The organism is Streptomyces sp. NBC_00878, assembly GCF_026341515.1.
In the GTDB taxonomy this organism is placed as follows: domain Bacteria; phylum Actinomycetota; class Actinomycetes; order Streptomycetales; family Streptomycetaceae; genus Streptomyces.
The window spans coordinates 5684609-5704323 of sequence record NZ_JAPEOK010000001.1 but is presented as its reverse complement, the minus strand read 5'-3'; the positions used below and the strand labels follow the sequence as shown (position 1 = coordinate 5704323).

At 70.3% G+C, this 19715-nt stretch carries 19 protein-coding genes and 1 pseudogene; 14 read left to right on the top strand and 6 right to left on the bottom strand.

Annotation, left to right across the window (positions count from 1 at the left end):
• Positions 1–20: 20 nt before the first annotated feature.
• The 5 genes from OHA11_RS24520 (at position 21) to OHA11_RS24500 (ending at position 5458) form a co-directional block, all read left to right on the top strand.
• The gene (locus OHA11_RS24520) at positions 21–695 is read left to right on the top strand and encodes a GntR family transcriptional regulator (RefSeq protein WP_266499723.1); all 675 of its coding nucleotides are present in this window, start codon (positions 21–23) and stop codon (positions 693–695) included.
• A gap of 223 nt (positions 696–918) precedes the next feature.
• Complete coding sequence (locus tag OHA11_RS24515) at positions 919–2577, top strand: carboxylesterase/lipase family protein (RefSeq protein WP_266499721.1); 1659 nt, start codon at positions 919–921, stop codon at positions 2575–2577.
• A 150-nt stretch (positions 2578–2727) separates the two neighbouring features.
• The gene (locus OHA11_RS24510; RefSeq protein ID WP_266499719.1) at positions 2728–3483 is read left to right on the top strand and encodes a response regulator transcription factor; all 756 of its coding nucleotides are present in this window, start codon (positions 2728–2730) and stop codon (positions 3481–3483) included.
• 10 nt (positions 3484–3493) lie between these two features.
• Positions 3494–4576 (top strand): HAMP domain-containing sensor histidine kinase, encoded by a 1083-nt coding sequence (locus OHA11_RS24505; protein ID WP_323186777.1) that lies wholly within the window; start codon positions 3494–3496, stop codon positions 4574–4576.
• A gap of 252 nt (positions 4577–4828) precedes the next feature.
• Complete coding sequence (locus OHA11_RS24500; protein ID WP_266499718.1) at positions 4829–5458, top strand: DUF1062 domain-containing protein; 630 nt, start codon at positions 4829–4831, stop codon at positions 5456–5458.
• Positions 5459–5539: 81 nt separating this feature from the next.
• Here OHA11_RS24500 and OHA11_RS24495 read toward each other — a convergent pair.
• Positions 5540–5755, bottom strand: a pseudogene (locus OHA11_RS24495) (amino acid ABC transporter substrate-binding protein); the annotation flags it as partial.
• A gap of 467 nt (positions 5756–6222) precedes the next feature.
• On the opposite strand from OHA11_RS24495, the gene OHA11_RS24490 reads away from it, so the two are divergent.
• The 8 genes from OHA11_RS24490 to OHA11_RS24455 all read left to right on the top strand — a co-directional run bounded on the left by OHA11_RS24490 (position 6223) and on the right by OHA11_RS24455 (position 12775).
• Positions 6223–6744 (top strand): hypothetical protein, encoded by a 522-nt coding sequence (locus OHA11_RS24490; protein WP_266499716.1) that lies wholly within the window; start codon positions 6223–6225, stop codon positions 6742–6744.
• Between the two features lie 164 nt (positions 6745–6908).
• Positions 6909–7637 (top strand): class F sortase, encoded by a 729-nt coding sequence (locus tag OHA11_RS24485; protein ID WP_266499715.1) that lies wholly within the window; start codon positions 6909–6911, stop codon positions 7635–7637.
• 151 nt (positions 7638–7788) lie between these two features.
• Complete coding sequence (locus OHA11_RS24480; RefSeq protein ID WP_266499714.1) at positions 7789–8946, top strand: SchA/CurD-like domain-containing protein; 1158 nt, start codon at positions 7789–7791, stop codon at positions 8944–8946.
• The gene (locus OHA11_RS24475) at positions 8946–9446 is read left to right on the top strand and encodes a cupin domain-containing protein (protein WP_266499712.1); all 501 of its coding nucleotides are present in this window, start codon (positions 8946–8948) and stop codon (positions 9444–9446) included. The genes OHA11_RS24480 and OHA11_RS24475 overlap by 1 nt, the downstream gene beginning before the upstream one ends.
• Entirely contained in the window at positions 9443–10711 is a 1269-nt protein-coding gene (locus OHA11_RS24470) for a beta-ketoacyl synthase (RefSeq protein ID WP_266499710.1), read from the top strand. Before OHA11_RS24475 ends, OHA11_RS24470 begins: the two co-directional genes overlap by 4 nt.
• Complete coding sequence (locus OHA11_RS24465) at positions 10708–11970, top strand: ketosynthase chain-length factor (RefSeq protein ID WP_266499709.1); 1263 nt, start codon at positions 10708–10710, stop codon at positions 11968–11970. Before OHA11_RS24470 ends, OHA11_RS24465 begins: the two co-directional genes overlap by 4 nt.
• A gap of 66 nt (positions 11971–12036) precedes the next feature.
• The gene (locus OHA11_RS24460; RefSeq protein WP_266499706.1) at positions 12037–12294 is read left to right on the top strand and encodes an acyl carrier protein; all 258 of its coding nucleotides are present in this window, start codon (positions 12037–12039) and stop codon (positions 12292–12294) included.
• A 1-nt stretch (position 12295) separates the two neighbouring features.
• Positions 12296–12775: an SRPBCC family protein gene (locus tag OHA11_RS24455; RefSeq protein ID WP_266499704.1), complete on the top strand. Its 480-nt coding sequence runs from the start codon at positions 12296–12298 to the stop codon at positions 12773–12775.
• A 208-nt stretch (positions 12776–12983) separates the two neighbouring features.
• On the opposite strand, the gene OHA11_RS24450 is transcribed toward OHA11_RS24455, so the two are convergent.
• From OHA11_RS24450 to OHA11_RS24430, 5 genes are all read right to left on the bottom strand, one after another.
• Positions 12984–14012: a methyltransferase gene (locus OHA11_RS24450; RefSeq protein ID WP_266499703.1), complete on the bottom strand. Its 1029-nt coding sequence runs from the start codon at positions 14010–14012 to the stop codon at positions 12984–12986.
• Between the two features lie 42 nt (positions 14013–14054).
• The gene (locus tag OHA11_RS24445) at positions 14055–15122 is read right to left on the bottom strand and encodes a nitrous oxide reductase family maturation protein NosD (protein ID WP_266499701.1); all 1068 of its coding nucleotides are present in this window, start codon (positions 15120–15122) and stop codon (positions 14055–14057) included.
• An 82-nt stretch (positions 15123–15204) separates the two neighbouring features.
• Positions 15205–16149, bottom strand: a complete 945-nt coding sequence (locus OHA11_RS24440; protein ID WP_266499699.1) for a fumarylacetoacetate hydrolase family protein — start codon at positions 16147–16149, stop codon at positions 15205–15207.
• A complete protein-coding gene (locus OHA11_RS24435; RefSeq protein WP_266499697.1) occupies positions 16146–17753 on the bottom strand; it encodes an MFS transporter in 1608 nt (535 codons plus the stop codon). Before OHA11_RS24435 ends, OHA11_RS24440 begins: the two co-directional genes overlap by 4 nt.
• A gap of 110 nt (positions 17754–17863) precedes the next feature.
• Positions 17864–18799, bottom strand: coding sequence for an MBL fold metallo-hydrolase (locus OHA11_RS24430; RefSeq protein WP_266499695.1), 936 nt, complete (start codon positions 18797–18799; stop codon positions 17864–17866).
• A gap of 203 nt (positions 18800–19002) precedes the next feature.
• Here OHA11_RS24430 and OHA11_RS24425 point away from each other — a divergent pair, with 203 nt between their 5' ends.
• Positions 19003–19659 carry a TetR/AcrR family transcriptional regulator gene (locus OHA11_RS24425; protein WP_266499694.1) on the top strand — a complete coding sequence of 219 codons (657 nt, stop codon included), beginning with the start codon at positions 19003–19005 and terminating at the stop codon, positions 19657–19659.
• Positions 19660–19715 lie beyond the last annotated feature (56 nt).

Here is a 19715-nt window from a genome sequence, read left to right as displayed (position 1 = left end):
CACGAGGGGGATCAGGAGACGTGTCGCAGCCAGGACTCGACGAGCTCACCCCGGTCAACCTGCGAAGCACCCCCGCCCTCATCGCGGACCGGCTGCGGGAACAGATCGTCTCCGGCGCGTTCGCGCCAGGCAGCAGGATGATCGAGCCGCAGCTGGGGGCCCGGCTGGGCGTCAGCCGCGGCCCCGTGCGGGAGGCACTCCAGCGTCTGGTTCAAGAGGGTCTGTTGGTCAACATCCCCAACCGGGGCGTGTTCGTCGTCGAGCTGGACGCCGCCGACATCAAGGACATCTACACCGCGCGGCGTGCGATCGAACGCGAGGCGGCGACCCTGCTGCACCGCGGGAAGTCCCCGCACCGCCTGGAACGGCTCGCCGCCGTGGTCGAGGAGATGCGCGCCCTGGCCGGCCAGGGCGACACCCGCCTCATCGCCGAGCAGGACCTGGCCTTCCACAGCGCCCTCGTCGAAGCCGCCGAGAGCCCCAGGCTCAGCAGGATGTTCACCACCCTCCTCGCCGAGACCCGGATCTGCCTGGCCAACCTCATGGACCTCTATCCGGAGCAGGACCTGCTCGTCGCCGAGCACCAGCAACTGCTGGCCCTGCTCCAGGGCAGGGACGAGCAGGCCCTTCTGGACGCCGTCAACACGCACCTGGACTCGGCGGTGCGTGACCTGACGCGCCCAACCGGGAACTGACTCCTCCTCCCGTACTCCAGCCGACCTCTTCGGAGGGAACCCGCATGTCTGGACATATACCAAATGCATGCATATACACCAGACTGATGTATGGGCATCGCGTGCCGATGACGTATCTGAGGGCACGGCGCAGGTCTGTTGAGCGGAACAGTCGTGTTGTCCGGCCGCCGGGGGCGGCGGAGCATGTGGCCTTCCGGCCCGCTGCCGCCTCTTGGGAGGTTCCGTGCGCTCCGTCGTCCTACGAGGGCTTGCGACCCTGGTGAGCCTGCTCGCCCTGTTGAACGTCGTATCCGCCGTGCCCGCGTCCGCGACCCCTTCCCCTCGCTCCCTGACGGTCTCCACCGACACGGGCGCCCTCGCGGGAGCCGCGGCGGACGGGGTGAGCCGGTTCCTCGGCATCCCGTACGCCGCCCCGCCGACCGGTGCCGGACGCTGGCAACCGCCCGCGCCCGCCTCCGCCTGGCCGGGCGTACGGTCGGCCACCTCCTACGGCTCGCGCTGCCCGCAGTCGGCCGCCGGCAACGGCAACGGCAACGGCCCGGGCATGAGCGAGGACTGCCTCTATCTCAACGTCTACACCCCCGAACGGCGGACGAACCGCCCGCTGCCGGTGCTGTTCTGGATCCACGGCGGGGGCTTCGCCGGCGGTTCGGGTGACCTCTACGACGGCTCGCAGATCGCGAAGACCGAGAACGTCGTGGTCGTCACGATCAACTACCGGCTGGGCGTGTTCGGATTCCTCGACCTGCCCGGGCTGAGCCGGCGGGGCGCGGGCAACTACGGCCTGCTCGACCAGCAGGCGGCGCTTCGCTGGACGCAGCGCAACATCGGCGCCTTCGGCGGTGACGCGGGCCGCGTGACCATCGCGGGCGAGTCGGCCGGCGGCCACTCCGTCTGCGCGCTGCTGGCCTCACCTCCGGCCCGCGGCCTGTTCGCGGGCGCGATCATCCAGAGCGGCGGCTGCCCGAGCCACACGACCGCCCAGGCCCTCGCCAGGGGCAAGGACTACGCCGTGGCCGCCGGATGTTCCGACCCTGCGACGACCGCCGTGTCCTGCCTGCGGGCCAAGCCGACGAGCGAACTGCTGGGCGCCGGCAGCGGGTTCACCGGCGGCATCCTGACCGGCATCCTGCCCGTGTCCGGAGTTCCCGAACTGCCCCTCCCGCCGAGCGTCGCCGTACGGACCGGCCGGATCCACCACGTTCCCCTCCTCATCGGCAGCACCCGTGACGAAGTACGCCAATGGGCCCTGCCGTTCGCGAACGCGACGAAGGACCAGTACGAGCGGGCGGTCAGGCTGGAGTTCGGGCCGCGGACGGCGGACGCCGTACTCGCGCACTACCCCTACACCGCCTACGACCGCCCGTACGCCGGCACGTACGCCATCAGCGCGCTGTGGGACGACAGCAGCGTCTTCTACGGGCTGGGCGGCTGCGAGTACCAGAACCTCACGGCTCAGTACGCGGCTCGGCAACCGAGGACGTACTTCTACCAGTTCGACGACCCGCACCCGCCCACCCTCGCGACGACTCCGCCCGGTTTCGACTCCGGCGCCCCGCACGCCAGCGAGCTCGGCTACCTGTGGCCCATGGAGACCTCGAAGTCGCAGACTCCGGAGCAACGGCAGCTGTCCACGGCGATGGTGGGCTACTGGGGCGCTTTCGTGAAACACGCGAACCCCACGACCGCGGGACTGGCGGCCTGGCCGTCCTACGGCAGCGGCACGTACATGTCTCTGCTGCCCGGTGACGACAGCGAGGCCCTGAAGTCCAGGGTGTACGCCGACCGGCACCAGTGCGGGTTCTGGAACAGCATCGACTACGGCTGGCTCACCACCAACCCGGACCGCCTCGCGGCACAGGCGGGCGTTCCGACGTCCTGATGACAGGCCGGGCGTAGATCATTTCCCCCTGAGGGATCCCTCGTATCCCCCAGGGGGATCACGCCCCACGAGCAAGGCAGCGCGGTGTTGCCTGCACGTATGCGGGTTTCCGTATGCCGACGATATGCAGCGACTCGTACCCTCAATGGCATGCGTGTGTTGGTCGTCGAGGATGAGCCCTATATGGCGGAGGCCATCCGCGACGGCCTGCGTCTGGAAGCGATCGCGGCCGACATCGCCGGTGACGGCGACACCGCGCTGGAACTGCTGAGCATCAACACCTACGACATCGCCGTCCTCGACCGCGACATCCCCGGACCGTCCGGTGACGAGGTCGCCAAGCGCATCGTCGCCTCCGGCAGCGGTCTGCCGATCCTCATGCTCACCGCCGCCGACCGGCTCGACGACAAGGCCTCCGGGTTCGGGCTCGGCGCCGACGACTACCTCACGAAACCCTTCGACCTGCGCGAGCTCGTGCTCAGGCTCAGAGCACTCGACCGCCGGCGCGTGCACTACCGGCCGCCCGTACGGGAGATCGCGGGGCTGCGGCTGGATCCGTTCCGCCGCGAGGTCTACCGCGACGGCCGCTATGTCGCGCTGACCAGGAAACAGTTCGCCGTGCTCGAAGTCCTCGTCGCGGCCGAAGGCGGTGTCGTCGGCGCCGAAGAACTTCTGGAACGGGCGTGGGACGAGAACGCCGACCCGTTCACCAACGCCGTACGCATCACCGTCTCGGCCCTGCGCAAACGGCTCGGCGAGCCCTGGATCATCGCCACCGTGCCAGGCGTCGGCTACCGCATCGACACAGCACCCGGCACGGGACGTGAGGAAACCGGGAGGGAAGGAACCGGGCAGGAGGAAACCGGGCAGGAAGGAGGCGACCGTGACGGACGCGATCGTGGGTAGAGCGCCCGGGGTGAGCGTTCGGCTCAAACTCACCCTCAGCTACGCCGCGTTCCTCATGCTCACCGGTGCCCTGCTGCTCGCGGCGGTGTGGGTGTTCCTCCTCCGCTATGTCCCCGAACGCGCGATGCTCTACAACCCCGATGACAAGCCCCCGGGTGATGTCTTTCCCGTCCGGTCCGTCCTCCTCCAGGTTTTCGCTCCGAGGGCGGCGGCAGTCATGGCGTTCCTGCTGGTGTTCGGCCTCGTGGGCGGGTGGCTCCTCGCCGGCCGCATGCTCGCCCCCCTGGCCCGGATCACCAGCGCCACCCGCATGGCCACGAACGGATCGCTCTCCCACCGGATCCGGCTGCCGGGCCGCAGGGACGAGTTCCGCGAACTCGCCGACGCCTTCGACACCATGCTCGTACGGCTCGAAGCGCACGTCGCCGAACAGCGCAGATTCGCGGCCAACGCCTCGCACGAGTTGCGTACCCCGCTGGCGATCTCGAAGGCCCTGCTCGATGTCGCCCGCACCGATCCGCACCACGACACCGGCGAAATCATCGGCCGCCTCCGCACCGTCAACACCCGAGCCATCGACCTCACGGAAGCACTGCTCCTGCTCAGTCGCGCCGAACAACGGTCCTTCACCCTCGAACCCGTCGACCTGTCCCTCCTGGCGGAAGAGGCCACCGAAACCCTCCTCCCCCTCGCGGAAGGGCGGGGCGTCGCCCTCGACACCTCCGGCGGCATCACCCCCGCGCTCGGATCGCCCTCGCTCCTGCTGCAACTGACCACGAACCTCGTGCACAACGCGATCGTCCACAACCTGCCCAAGGAAGGCACCGTGTGGGTCACCACCGGCGTCCGCTCCACGACGGTGGTGCTCACCGTCGAAAACACCGGCGAGCAGCTCACCCCCCAGCTGGTCTCGACCCTCACCGAGCCCTTCCAGCGCGGCACCGAGCGCATCCACACCGACCACGCGGGCGTCGGCCTCGGCCTGGCCATCGTCAAGACCATCACCCAGGCGCACGACGGAACGCTCACCCTCACCCCGCGCCCGGCCGGCGGGATCCGTATCACTGTGGAACTGCCCGCACGGTCACCATGACCGTCACCGTCACCGTCACCGTGGCCGTGACCGTGACCGTGACCGTGTGAGGCGCTCGAAAACCACTGGCCTCGAAAACCGGTGGAGCAGCGCCGCCGTGCGCCATTACCGTGCTGCCGGACCAAGTCGTCTGGGCAAGGACGTGCCGTTGTACACCGTGTGAGACCTCCCGAGTGCTGATCTGTCGCGCGTCGCGCATGTGCGCCGCGCTGCTTTTTGCTGCGGACTTCTCACTGAAACCGGTGTACTTCTGTGCTCGAAAACTGGGTGGTCATGCCCACCTGCCTGCCCCTCGTTCTCCGTCGTTGCCACGCGTGCGCGTCCGAGCGTTTCCGGACGAGCGGCAAATTCCGCGTCAACGCCAACCACAAGGTCCTCGATGTCTGGCTCCTCGCGCTCTGTACCGCCTGCGGGGAGACCACGAAGCTCACGGTCATGGAACGGATGAACGTGCGCTCCATACGGCCCGGACTGCTGGACCGGCTGCATGACAACGACCCCGGCCTGGCGGCCGAGCTGCTCCAGGATCCGGTCGTACGGCGCCGCAATCGCATCGCCCTCGACTGGGACAACGCCTGGCGTCTCGACACCGGCGGATCGGATCACCAGGACCGCGAGGTGACCGACGTGAAGGAAGTGAAGGAAGTGAAGGAGGTGAAGGAGGTGAAGGAGGTGAAGGAAATGGCCGACGCGAACTACGCCATCGACGTATCGGTTCGCTTCGCGGCGCGGATACCCGTCCGGCCGGTGCGGCTCATCGCTGAAGGCTTCGGTCTTTCGCGGGCCGAGGTCGAGAGGCTGATCACGGAGGGGAATCTCGTCTCGGCGGTCCGGCTGAGCGGCAGGCTCTCCGGCGACTTCACCTTCACGCTCAAGCACTGAGCCCTCCCGCGTTCAGGCGCAGAGTCCTCCTCGGGACTCGGGACCAGGGGCCTGCACACCGGCTGAGCCATCGCGATCGGCTCAGCCGGTGTGCAGGATCCGAAAGCGATCGGGCTTCGCCGGGTCCCGGTCGACGACCTGGATGGGCGTCCCGGCCCATTGCCACACGCTGATGCCTGGCATGCGGGAGAACTGGATCTGCCCGCGGGTGCCTTCGACCGCGACGCGCGGCCAGGATTCGGCGGTACGTACGGTGCGTACCGTACGTACCCGGTCCGTGCCGTGGGAACGCAGCAGAGGCACGGCAGGCCGAGGGCGTCGGCCCTGGTGGCGGCGGCGCGGGCGACGGCGCTGTGATACTCCCCCGCCGGGGCGGCCACGCCCAGGCCGGCGAGCAAGTGCCGGCCCGCCTCTGCCCAGCCGGGCCGGGCCGGGCCGGGTCAGCGGAGCGAGAGCGCCGATCCGGAGGACGAATGACCCGTCAGTCCGCTCCCCTCCAAGGGGCGATGGGCGCGCCTCGGTAGCCATGCCGGACATTGCATCCACCACAGTCGCCGCCGGGCAACCGGATCTGCGGCGAAGGGAACGTGACCGAGATCGGCCAGCAGGAGGCGCGACACGCCCAAGATCCCGGGCGGGTTCACCCGTGTGATCGTCTTGAGTGGTGGCGGGTGGACAGCTGACTGACGGTGGTTCACGTCGGGGGCGGGCCACACCAGCTGACGAAGCACCAGCTGCCCGGCCGCCGACGGAAGGAACGTCAGATGCGCTCTGCTCGCATGCTCCTCGCCACTGCGGCGGCTTCGACCGTCCTCGTTCTCGGCGCACCCGGTGCCTACGCGGCCGCGGACGAATGGGACAACAGCACGGACTCCTCGTACAGCAAGGAGCAGGACAAGGACAGCGGCAAGGAGAAGGAGTACGACAAGGAGGCCACCCACGACTCGCCGCGCGGTGGCATGCACACGGGTGGTGGTGCGCTGACCGCGGCGGACGAGGGCGACCTGGGCACCGCGAAGGACACCAAGCGGGACTCGGGTGGCTACCAGGAGAAGGAGCAGGGCAAGGAGTCCGGCAGCACGAAGCAGGAGGAGGACTCCTGGAGCGGCAAGAAGGACGAGGGCTCCTGGAGCGGTGACCGCGCGAAGCCCAGTGGCGGAATGCACACCGGCGGCGGCGCGTTGGCCGCGTCGACCGTGACCGCGGGCGGGCTCGCCGTCCTGGCGGTCGTCGGAACGGGTCTGTACGCGGCGCGCCGCAAGAAGACCGCCGGAAGCGTGGCCTGATCCGTGCCCGGTGCGATAGCCGTTGTGGCCGCCACGCGCGTGGTGCGTGGCGGCCACGCCGGCTTTCCCCGTGTCCCACCTCCGTCCCGCTTCCGTCCCCGTCCCCCGTCCCCGTCCCCGTCCCCCGTCCGATTTGCTGCCGTGCCCCGGTGAGGTGGTGTCCGATGGCAGTCCGTCCTTCTTCCCCCGCAGACAAACCCGGTGGCAGACCCGTCAACAACGAGCCCGACCCGACCGAGCAGGGGTCCCGTACCAAGGTGATGGTGATCGGTGCCGCGGCCGCCCTGGTCCTGGCCGTGAGCCTGTTCGGCGGCAACGACACGCCGTCCGGCGCCTCCGGCGCATCAGGCGCCGCCCACGCCTCCGCGTCGGCTCCGCCTGCCGGTCAGCCGGCGGGGCAATCGGCAAGGCAGCCTGAAAGACGGGCGGCGGGGAAGCATCTGCCTCGGTCGAAGCCCCTGCGCCTGCTCATTCCGAAAATCTTCGTCGACGCCCCCTTCATGGCTCTCGCCATCGGTCGCAACGGACAGCTCGAACCTCCTCCCGCCGACGACATCAACCTCGTCGGCTGGCATGCCGAGGGGCCGTCCCCCGGGGAGACGGGCACGTCGGTCATCGCCGGGCACGTCGACACGGCGAAGTCGCCCGCCGTGTTCGCGAACCTCGGAGGACTGGCGAAGGGCGACTCCTTCTCCGTCAAACGAGCCGACGGGAGCAAGGCCTCCTTCGTGGTCGACAGCGTGGAGACGTTCGACAAGGAGCACTTCCCCAGCAAGCGCGTGTACGGCGACACGGCCCGGGCCCAGGTCCGGCTCATCACCTGTGCGGGTGACTACGACCGTACGGCCAAGGACTACACGGAGAACCTCGTCGTCTTCGCCCACCTCGCCTGAACCGGCCCCGGCCACCAGGCCCGCAGGTCACTGGCCCAGCGCACACGAGTCGCGCACTCGCGGGGGCGGGCTCAGGATCGAGGCACGCCGACGTCACACCGACGTGGCCGAGTTCGTCCGTCTCTGCCCCCACGAAGGAGATGTGCGCAGGATGACCACCGCGTCTGAACGTGTTTCGGAACCGCTGACGCAGCATGCGTCGCAGTGTGTCTCCCAGTCCGTGTTCGACGGCTCCCGGCTCCGGGTCGTCCTGCTGGTGGACGTCCACGACGGGGCCCAGCAGCGGTTCCTGGAGGCGTACGAGGGTCTGTGCAACCAGGTCGCCTCCGTCCCCGGACATGTCAGTGACCAGTTGTGCCAGTCCATCGAGAATCCCTCCCAATGGCTCATCACGAGTGAGTGGGAAAGCGCCCCGCCGTTCCTCACCTGGGTGAACAGTGAGGAACACGTGCGGATGGTGGAGCCGCTGCACAGCTGCGTCCGGGACACCAGGTCGCTTCGCTTCGGCGTCGTCCGCGAGACCGGCGGCCCGGCGGCGGACACCGCGCCCGGGGAGCGCCGGCTCCAGGCGTCGCCCCGGATCGGTGACGGGCTGATCCGCCACGCGCTCACCTTCACGGTCAAGCCGGGCAGCGAGGACACCGTCGCCAAGATCCTCGCCGACTACGCGCCGCCGGAGCCGCGGGTCGACGACACCACCCGGCTGTGCCGCACCTCCCTGTTCATGCACGGCAACCGCGTGGTCCGCGCCGTCGAGGTGCGGGGCGATCTGCTCGCCGCGCTGCGCCACGTCGCCCGGCAGCCCGAGGTACGGGCCGTCGAGGAGGCCATCAACCCCTACCTGGAGCAGGACCGGGACCTCGACGACCCCGAGTCCGCCCGGGTCTTCTTCACCCGCGCGGCGCTGCCCGCCGTCCACCATGTGACGGCGGGCCAGGAGAGTACGGACGCCGTGCGGCACGCGCTGTACTACCCGGCCCGTGAGGGCCGCGGTATGCGACTGGCCGAGTTGCTCGCCCGGTACGACGAGGAGGCGGCGGACGATCCGCGCGGACCGGTGCTGCGCAGCACGATCTTCCAGCGCGACGACGTCGTGGTGCGGCTGGTCGACGTACGCGGCGGGCTCGACGCCGACCCCGGCCTCGTCCTCGGTCTCACGGATCGCGGCCGGGCGGCCGAGCTGACGGCGCTCCTCGACGGCGGAGCCCTCGGGGCGGACGGTTCGGCGCCGGGGGACGGCGACCCCGCCCGTCTCCTCACGGCCTCCCGCATGGACCTCGTCACCGACCGCCGCGCGCCCGACGCGTGATGGCACCTGTCGACACATCACCTGTTCGGAGGAACGTCGTGAACAAACGTCATCCCGGAATAGTCGATCTCAGCGAGGCCGAGCCCAACACTCGGCGCGGTGGCGATCTGCGCGCGCTGCTCACCCCCACCACGGTCGGCTCGACCAGCGGTTTCATGGGCGTGGCCATCGTGCAGCCCGGCGACCGCATCGCCGAGCACTACCACCCGTACTCCGAGGAGTTCGTCTACGTCGTCTGCGGACACTTCGAGGTGGACCTGGACGGCGAAGCCCACCCGCTGGGGCCCGAGCAGGGGCTCCTGATCCCCGCCCACCTGCGGCACCGCTTCCGCAACGTGGGTGATGTGGAGGCCCGCATGGTCTTCCATCTCGGCCCGCTCGCCCCGAGCCCGCCGCTCGGCCACGTCGACACCGAGGACGCCGACGGCGTACCGATCGCGGTGGAGCCGGCCCACGCGGGTGCGGGGCGGGCGGCCCAGCGACGTCAGGTCCGTTCATGACGCGGCGCGTGGCGGTCACCGGCATAGGCGTCGTCGCGCCGGGCGGCATCGGCGTACCGGCGTTCTGGGATCTCCTGTCCAACGGGCGGACGGCGACGCGGGGCATCACGTTCTTCGACCCGGCCGGGCTGCGTTCGCGGATCGCCGCCGAGTGCGACTTCGACCCGGCGGCCCTCGGGCTGGACGCGGAGCAGATCGCACGCTGCGACCGGTACATCCAGTTCGCCCTGGTCGCCGGGGACGAGGCGGTACGGGACTCCGGTCTCGACCTCGCCGCGGAGGACCCGTGGCGCATCGGGGTCTCGCTGGGTACCGCGGTCGGCGGAACCACCCGGCTGGAGCAGGACTACGTGCTGGTCAGCGAGGGCGGCACGCGCTGGGACGTGGACCACCGGGAGGCCCGACCGCATCTGCACCGGGCGTTCTCGCCCAGCACCCTCGCCTCGACGGTGGCGGAGCGGTTCGAGGCACGCGGGCCGGTGCAGACCGTCTCCACCGGCTGCACCTCGGGGCTCGACGCGGTCGGGTACGCCTTCCACACCATCGAGGAGGGCCGGGCCGACATCTGCATAGCAGGCGCCTCGGACTCCCCGATCTCCCCGATCACCATGGCCTGCTTCGACGCGATCAAGGCCACCTCCCCGAACAACGACGACCCCGCCCACGCCTCGCGCCCCTTCGACGCGGACCGCAACGGGTTCGTCATGGGCGAGGGCGGCGCCGTACTCGTCCTGGAGGAGCTGGCACACGCAAGGGCCCGCGGCGCCCATGTGTACTGCGAGCTCAGCGGCTATGCCACCTTCGGCAACGCCTACCACATGACCGGTCTGACCAGCGAGGGCCTGGAAATGGCCCGGGCCATCGAGGACGCCCTCGGCCAGGCCCGGCTGGACGGCTCGGCGATCGACTACGTCAACGCGCACGGGTCGGGCACCGTGCAGAACGACCGGCACGAGACGGCCGCGGTCAAACGGGTCCTGGGCGCGCACGCCTACGACACCCCGATGAGCTCCATCAAGTCCATGGTGGGCCACTCCCTCGGCGCGATCGGCGCGATCGAGGTCGTCGCCTGTGCGCTGGCTCTGGCCCACCAGGTCGTCCCGCCCACCGCCAACTACGAGACCCCGGACCCCGAGTGCGACCTGGACTACGTCCCGCGCGTCGCCCGCGAGCGACGGCTGAACAACGTGCTCTCCGTGGGCAGCGGGTTCGGCGGCTTCCAGTCCGCGGTGATCATGACCCTGCCGAGGGAGACGACACGATGAGCGCAGCACGTCCTCGGCGCGCGGCCGTCACCGGAATCGGTGTGGTCGCGCCCAACGGAACCAGCACCGAGACCTTCTGGAAGTCCACCAGCGAGGGCATCAGCGTCCTGGACCGGGTCACCCGGGAAGGCTGCGAGCACCTGCCGCTGCGGGTGGCCGGCGAGATCCGGGGCTTCGACCCGCCGTCGGCGATCGAGGGCCGCTACCTCGTCCAGACCGACCGGTTCACGCACTTCGCGATGGCCGCGGCCGACCTCGCACTCGACGACGCCCGCCTCGGCGGGCCCGGCACCGACACCGACACCGACGACTCGCCGTTCTCGGTGGGCGTGGTCACCGCGGCCGGTTCCGGCGGCGGTGAGTTCGGTCAGCGGGAGCTCCAGCAGCTGTGGGGCAAGGGCAGCCGCTTCGTCGGGCCGTACCAGTCCATCGCCTGGTTCTACGCCGCGAGCACCGGCCAGATCTCCATCCGCCGCGGCTTCAAGGGCCCCTGCGCGGTGGTCGCCGCCGACGAGGCCGGCGGCCTGGACGCCCTGGCGCATGCGGTACGGGCCGTGCGGCGCGGCACCGACGTGATGGTGGCCGGCGCGACCGAGGCGCCGCTCGCCCCCTACTCGATGGTCTGCCAGCTCGGCTACGAGGAGCTGAGCACCATCGACGACCCGGAGCGGGCCTACCGCCCGTTCACCGCCGCGGCCTGCGGATTCGTGCCCGCCGAAGGCGGCGCGATGCTCGTCGTGGAAGCCGAGGAATCGGCCCGGGAGCGGGGCGTGCCCGTGCGGGCCATCCTGGCGGGACACGCGGCGACGTTCACCGGCGCCTCCCGCTGGGAGGAGTCCCGGGAGGGACTGGCCCAGGCCATTCGGGGCGCCCTGCGCGAGGCCGGCTGCGCGCCCGAGGAGATCGACGTGGTCTTCGCCGACGCCCTCGGTGTACCGGAGGCGGACCGGGCCGAAGCGCTGGCGATCGCGGACGCCCTGGGCACGCACGGCAGGCGCGTCCCCGTCACGGCGCCGAAGACCGCCTTCGGCCGGGGGTACGGGGCGGCCCCCGTCCTGGACGTCGCCGCCGCGGTGCTCGCGATGGAGCACGGCGTGATCCCGCCCACCCCCAACGTCTTCGACGTCTGCCACGACCTCGACCTCGTCACCACCCGCGCCCGTGCCGCCGAGCCGCGCACGGCACTGGTCCTCAGCCGAGGACTCATGGGGTCGAACTCGGCGCTCGTGCTCCGGCTCGGCGCCGACGACGCCTCGTAGCGAGACGTCACCCGCCCAACAAGTCACCCACCCACACGTCACCCACCACACAAGGAGAGACATCGCATGAGTGACCGCATCACCGTGGAAGAGCTGTCCGAGCTCATGAAGAAGTCCGCCGGAGTCACCGTCACCCCGGAGGAACTCCAGGAGCGGTACGAATCCGACTTCGGCGCCCTCGGTATCGACTCGCTCGGTCTGCTCGGCATCGTGGGCGAGCTGGAGAACCGGTACGGCACGCCGATGCCTACCGACACGGAGAAGAGCAAGAGCCCGCGGCAGTTCCTCGAACTCGCCAACAGCGCGCTTCTGGCGGGTGCGTGACATGGCCGGACACACGCAGAACGAGATCACCATCGCCGCGCCGGTCGACCTGGTCTGGGACATCACCAACGACGTCGCGGGCTGGCCGGGGCTGTTCAGCGAGTACGCCTCCGCCGAGATCATGTCCAGGGAGGGGAACAAGACCACCTTCCGGCTGACCATGCACCCCGACGACAACGGCAAGGTGTGGAGCTGGGTCTCGGAACGGGAAACGGACCGCGACACGCTCAGTGTGCGGGCCCGCCGCGTCGAGACCGGCCCCTTCGCCTACATGAACATCGTCTGGGAGTACGAGAAGGTGCTCGACGGCACCCGGATGGTGTGGACGCAGGACTTCGAGATGAAGCCGGACGCTCCGGTCGACGACGACTGGATGACGGACAACATCAACCGGAACTCCAAGGTCCAGATGGCCCTGATCCGGGACCGTATCGAGCGGGCCGCCACGGAACGCCGGCGCGTGCCGATGCTGTCCGACTGATCCGGAAGTCCGGAAGTCCGGAAGTCCGGAAGTCCGGAAGTCCGGACGGCGGACAGTACGAGGTACGAGGTACCCATCCCCTGATCGCCGGGCACGCGAGGGTTGCGTGCCCGGCGACCGGTGGTCTGCCGTCAGCCGTCAGCCGTCAGCCGTCAGGCATCAGGCGTCAGGCGTCAGGCGTCAGCCGTCAGGCATCAGGCGTCAGCCGTCAGCCGGGGACGGTGCAGTCGAACGCGTGCAGATACGGGTTGACCGGGCGGATGTCGTCGATGACCAGCCCCGCGTCCGTCAGCCTGCCGACCAGGCTGTCGGTGGTGTGCTTGGCCCCTCCGACGTTGAGGAGCAGCAGCAGGTCCATGGCGGTGCTGAACCGCATCGAGGGCGTGTCGTCGACAAGGTTCTCGATGACCACGACCCGTGCGCCGGGACCGCCCGCCTCGATGACGTTGCGCAGGGTGCGGGTCGTGCTGTCGTCGTCCCACTCCAGGATGTTCTTGATGACGTACACGTCGGCCTGGACCGGGACGGCCGTACGGCAGTCACCGGGCACGAGGCGCATCCGGTCCGCGAGCGCGCCTCCCTCACGGAGCCGTGGGTCGACGTTGTCCACCACGCGCGGCAGGTCGAGCAGGGTGCCGTGGAGCGCCGGGTACTTCTCCAGCAGGCTCGCCACCACATGCCCCTGGCCGCCCCCGATGTCGGCGACCGACTTGCTCCCCGACAGGTCGAGGAACTCGGCGACGTCCCGCGCGGACTGCACGCTGGAGGTCGTCATGGCGCGGTTGAAGACGTCGGCCGACTCCGGGGCGTCCTCGTTCAGGTAGGGGAAGAACTCCTTGCCGTACAGGTCCTGGACGACATTGCGGCCGGAGCGCACCGCCTCGTCCAGCTTCGGCCAGGCGTCCCAGGTCCACGGCTCGGTGCACCACAGCGCGATGTCGCGCAGGCTGTTCGGGTCGTCCTCGCGCAGCAGCCGGGACATGCCGGTGTGCGTGAACGTCCCGTCCGGCCGCTCCGCGAAGACGCCGTAGCAGGACAGGGCCCGCAGCAACCGCCGCAGCGGCTTCGGCTCGGTCTTCACCGCCGCCGCGAGGTCCGCCACGGCCAGCGGGCTGTCACCGAGGGCGTCGGCGACCCCCAGCCGGGCGGCCGCGCGGAGGGCGGCCGCACATGCCGCCCCGAACACCAGCTCCCTGAGCCGCATGGCCGGCGGCGGCACGGTCTGAGTGGTCGTCATGCGCTGTCTTCCTTCGTCGAGTTCATGCGTGACCACCGGCGGTCAGCACAGTCCCGCGGGCTGGGACGCCCGACAGGTGTTGCGTTCGAAGGTGTTGCCCTTGCCGGCCGTGTCCGTGTTGACGAGGTCCGCCGGGCCGTTGCCCTCCAGCACGTTGCCGGTGATCCGGTTCCGCTCGCTGGTGGCGCCCACGAAGCTCTTCCACAGGACGATGCCGCCCGACAGCGGGGAGGTGCCGACGTTGTTCGTGACCCGGTTCCGCGTCACCAGGGTGTCCTCGGCGCCGGTCAGCACGATGCCGGAGCCCTGCAGTGCTTCCAGCCGTGAGGACTTCGGGCAGGACTTGTTGTTGCGCGCGATGCGGTTGTCGCGCACGGTCAGGGCGCCGGCCCTCGGTTTGTTCTCGTCGCTGACGACGAAGACGCCCGCGCAGTTGCCGGTGATGTGGTTGTCCGAGACGGTGAGGTTCCGCAGGCGCCGGACGGTGATGCCGATCCGGTTGCCTTCGAGGCGGTTGCGTTCGATCACCGTTCCCCCGGTGTCGGCGGCGCCCGCCTCGGCCTTGATCGTGTTCGCGAGGAACAGACCCGCGTCGCCGTTGTCCCGGGCGGTGTTCATCCGGAACACACCGCGGACCGAACCCTCCTGGGCGATCCCCCACACCCCGTTCTTCACCGCGGTCACGTTCCGCACGGTCAGACCGTCGGTCGCCTGGGCGAGCACTCCGGACCCGGTGAAGCCGGTCACGGTCAGGGAGGCGACCGTGACACCCTCGACGCTGCGGTCCTTCGTCCCGACCACGCAGATGCCGTTGCCGACCTCGGCACAGCTGTTGACCGCCTTCTTCACGGCCGGTCTGATCACTGTGCCGCGGCCCATGCCGCGCAGGGTGAGTCCGGGCGTGCTCACCTTGACGCTCTGGCGGTACGTGCCGGGGGTCAGGAGAACGGTGTCTCCCGATTCGGCGGCGTCCACCACTTTCTGGATCGACTCTCCTGGGAAGACCACGTGGGTCGTGTGCTGGTCGGCGGCAATCGGCGGGGCGGCCCCGAGCCCCGCCCCGATGATCGCCGCGGTACAAGCCAGGTAGGCAATATGAAGTTTCGTCACGTTCCGTACGGTACGACCCAATAGTTCGTGAACAGCCCGGATCGACCATCCGGGGGCGTGTCATGCGCGTGCCTCGCCCCGGTCAGTGTCTGCGCCGGGCGGGCGGTACGGGGGTGGGCGGTACGCCGTCGACGACGGTGTTGCTGATGGAGCCGATGCCCTGCACGGTCATGGTGACCGTGTCTCCGGGAGTGAGCGGCGGCGGTTCCGGGATTAGGTGGCGGCCCCAGAGTTCGGCCAGGCAGCCGCCGTTGCCGCAGGTTCCGGAGCCCAGGACGTCGCCGGGCCGGACCCAGGTGCCGCGGGAGGCGTAGGCCACCATCTCCTCGAAGGTCCACGCCATGTTGGCGAGCCGGTCGTGGCCGACGGTCTCTCCGTTGACCTCGACGGTGAGGCCGAGGTCGAGGAAGCCGTCGGCGGTGCGGTGGGGTTCGAGTTCGTCCGCGGTGACCAGCCAGGGGCCGAGGGTGGTGGCGGAGTCCTTGCCCTTGGCCGGGCCCAGTCCGACGCGCATCTCGCGGCCTTGCAGATCGCGGGCCGACCAGTCGTTGAAGATCGTGTAGCCGAGGATGTGCTCGCGGGCCCGCTCCGGGCTGAGGTCGCGGCCCGCCTTGCCGATGACGGCGGCGACTTCGAGTTCGAAGTCGAAGCGCTCGCAGCCGGGCGGGACGGGCACGTCGTCGTGGGCGCCGATCACCGCGTAGGGATTGCCGAAGTAGAACGTGGGGGCCGCGTACCACTCTTCGGGGACGGTGTCGCCGTGTCCCCGCGCCATGCCCTCGACATGGCGCTCGAAGGTCACGAAGTCCCGCACCGTGGGCGGCTGGAGAGGGGGCAGAAGCCGTACGTCGGCCAGCGGCAGGGGCGCTGTCCGGGCCAGGGCGTCCTCGGCCGCCGTACGCAGCATGTCCTCTCCCGCCTTGATGAACTCCTGGAGTTCGGCGGGGACTTCGAAGGGGTGGACCTTGTCGTCCACCACGACTCCCGACTGCCGTCGGCCGCCGTGCAGGAACGTCGCGAACCTCATGCCCGGCTCCCTTCCGTCGAGGCGGGGGCGGCGGCGCGCGGCCTGATGCCCAGGAACACGGCGGCGATAACGGCGGCGGTCGCGCAGGCGGCGGCGGTGAGCAGGAGGACATCGCCGTAGCTGTCTGTCAGGGCCCGTTCGGTGAGCGGGGCGATCTTGGCGCTGAGCGGGCCCAGGTCGGCGGTGTGCAGCGCGAGGGGGCCGCCTCCGTCGAGGACGGCCGTGGCCGTGCCCTGTTCGGCGGGAGTGAGGGCCGCCGAGCGGAGGCTGCCGGTCAGCTGGTCGGTGGCCGTGGCGAGGGCGACGGCGCCGACGATCGCCGGGCCGAGGGTCTGGCCGAGGTCGCGGACCAGGCTGGTGGTCGCGGCGGCCATGCCGGTGAGGTGGAGCGGTACGACGTTGACGGCCGCTGCGGTGATGGCGGCGACGACGAGTCCGAAGCCGATCCCGTTGAGCACGAGCGGCCCCAGCAGGGCGGGTATGCCGGTCTCGTGCATCGGCACGGCACGCAGCCACAGTTGGGCGACGGCCAGCGAGACGAAGCCGGCGACCAGCATCGGACCCGGCCCCACCTTCTGGAGCAGGCGGACCAACAACGGCCAGATGAGCGGGGTGACGGCCTGGATGATCAGGAACGACACCGCGACCCGCAGCGGGCTCTGGTGATGGATGACGCCGAGCCGGATGCTCAGGTCGTACGCGCCGCCCAGGAAGCCGAACATGCCGATCACCGCCATGGCGGCCGAGGCCGCGAACGCGGGGTTGCGGAACAGTTCCAGGCGCAGCATCGGTGACTTGCTGCGCGACTCGGCCGCGATGAACGCCCCCAGCATCACCGCGGCGACGACGAAGCAGCCGACGACCGTCACCGACCCCCAACCGTCGGTGGGGCCCTGGATGATGCCGTAGAGCAGGGCCAGCATGGCGAGGGCGATGGTGATCTGTCCCGGCCAGTCCAGTGAGCGGCCATCGGGTGCGCTCGACTCGGCGGTCAGCCACCAGGCCACGGCCGCGGTGGCGACCGCCAGGACGCCGGTGGCCGCGAACGCCCAGTGGAAGGAGGTGTGTTCGACGACCGTTCCGGACAGCAGCGGAGCGATGAGGGCGCCCAGGGACAGTGCGGTGGTCCAGGAGGCCAGGCCTCGGGCGCGCGCCGCCGGTGTCGGGGTCCCGGCGATGATCACGGCGAGGGAGGCGGGGAAGAGGGCCGCGGCGCCGATGCCGGACAGCGCCTGCCCGGTGATCAGTTGCGCCGCCGAGTCGGAGGTGGCGGAGACGAGATAGCCGACCGCGGCCAGGAGAGCGCCGCCCACCAGGAGCTTCTTGCGGCCGTACAGGTCACCGACGACACCGAAGGTCAGTGCCAGGACCGCGGCGGGCACGAGGAACGCGTCGGTGATCCAGGTGAGTTCGGCGCCGGAGGTCTGCAGGGAGCGCTGCATGACGCCGTTGATCGCGGCGGGCAGGACGAGGCCGATCTGGGCGAGGCAGACCGCCAGACAGCCGGCGACGATCGTGCCCCGGTGCTGGACGGCGGCCGGCTTGCCGGTCGGGGCGGCGGATGGGTCGGCAGCGGGCGGATCGTAGGCGGGGCTGGAGACCATGTCTCCTCCTTGGTGGGTGCGGCGGCTCACAGCCGAGGGGATGCGGCTGCGGAAAGGGAAGGGGAAGGGGAAGGCCGGGCGAACGCGGCGGTCCGCCCGGCGGACGCGGCTCAGGGGTGGGCGAGGCAGGCCATGCGGCCGAAGAACTCGGGGCCGTCGAGCGAGGGCAGGCCGGGATCGAGTTCGCGGTAGACGGTGTACACGTTGACCGCGAGGCGTTCGCTCTCCTCCAGGTCGGCGAAGGGGCCGAGCTTGATGTCCCGCGCGGCGTCCGCGGCCGGCATCCCGGCGGTGAAGCGGGCGGTGGCCTCTTCATGGACGTACGACAGGTAGTCGCGGACGGTCCGGACGGCCTCCTTGGTGGTGACCGGGCCGTGTCCGGGCACGACGGTGTCCACGTCGAGGCCCAGCAACAGGTCGCAGGCGGCCAGCCCGTTGGCGATCGGACCGTCCCACACGATGGGGGTGGAGCCGACGAAGACGATGTCACCGGTGTAGACGGTCCGCGCGCCCGGGACATGGACGATCGTGTCCCCGGCGCTGTGCGCGGCCCCCGCGTCGATCAGCCGGACCTCCGTCCCGCCGATGTCGAGGACCGTCTCGCCGTCGAACACCCGGTTCGGGAGGACGGGCCGGACATGGCGGTGGTCGAAGCGGTCGAAGATCCGGCGGGCGAACCGCCCGGCGCCGCTGTCCGCGGCCAGCAGGGCCCGCACCTCGGCCGGGCCCGCCTGCCGCATGTCGGTCAGCGATCCGCGGGCCGCGATGATCTCCGCGTGGGCCACGAGCTGGTTGCCGAACCAGTGATCGCCGTTGCCGTGGGTGTTGACCACGGTCGAGATGGGCGCGGTGTCCGTCAGTGACGCCATCACGGTCAGCATGGTCCGGGTCAGGCGCAGGTCGAAGAGGGTGTCGACGAGCAGGGACTCGCCCCTGCCGGTGACCAGCCCGGCATTGCTCATCCCCCAGCCGCCGGCCTGCGGAATCCAGGCATGACAGCCACGGCCCAGGTCGACCAGGCCCACGGGAGAAATCAGGGAAGCCACGCTGCCTCCAGTTCGCATGTGTTCCAGATCCCGGACCGGGTCCCGAACGCCTCCGACGCACTCCTGCGGTGCACTCCCGCGAAGCACTCCGAGGTGCGAGACTCCAGTCCATTGATGGACTGGAGTCCACCAATGGATGGCAATCTAAAGAGAAGGGGCCGGGCGGGTCAATACCCGTGCACGCCCGTGCTGTACTGGGGGCCATGCAGATCCCGGAGGCAGCAGCCACAGCCGCAGCGGACGCCCGGCCGACCGGACGCCGCGAGCGCAAACGCCGACAGGTGCGCGATCAGCTCTACGCCGCCGCGCTGGACCTGTTCGTCTCCCAGGGATACGAGACGACGACCATGGAGCAGATCGCCGAGACCGCCGATGTCGCCCGGGCCACCGTCTTCAACCACTTCTCCCAGAAGGTCGGCTTCCTGGAGGAGTGGGGCGCCCACCGCCGGGCGCGCGTCGCGGAGCTCATCGGCTCGTCCCAGCTGGGGGACCTGTCGACAGGCGACCAACTGCGCCGCTACCTACGGGAGATGGCCGAGCTCAACATCGCCTCCCGGCCGGAGACCACCATCCTGATGGACGCCGCCGCCCGGGTCGGCAGCCTCCTGCACGACCGGTCCCTCGAAATCGAACTGGCGAAGATCGTCGAGCGGGGGCGGCAGCGCGGAGAGCTCCGGACCGGCGTCGACGCCGACCAGGTCGGCACCATGCTGGCCGCCTGCTACTTCTCCACGGTCCTGCGCTGGATCCGGGTGGAGCCCGCACCGTTCGACCTGCGCGACCGCCTCGACAGCGCGCTCGACGTCACCCTCTTCGGCATCCTCGACGGGAAGGGCGAGGGCCCGCCTCCCGGCCGCTGAAAAGTCACGTCTGAACACGCGCTTCCCACGACGCGGCGGTCACGGTGCACCCCGCG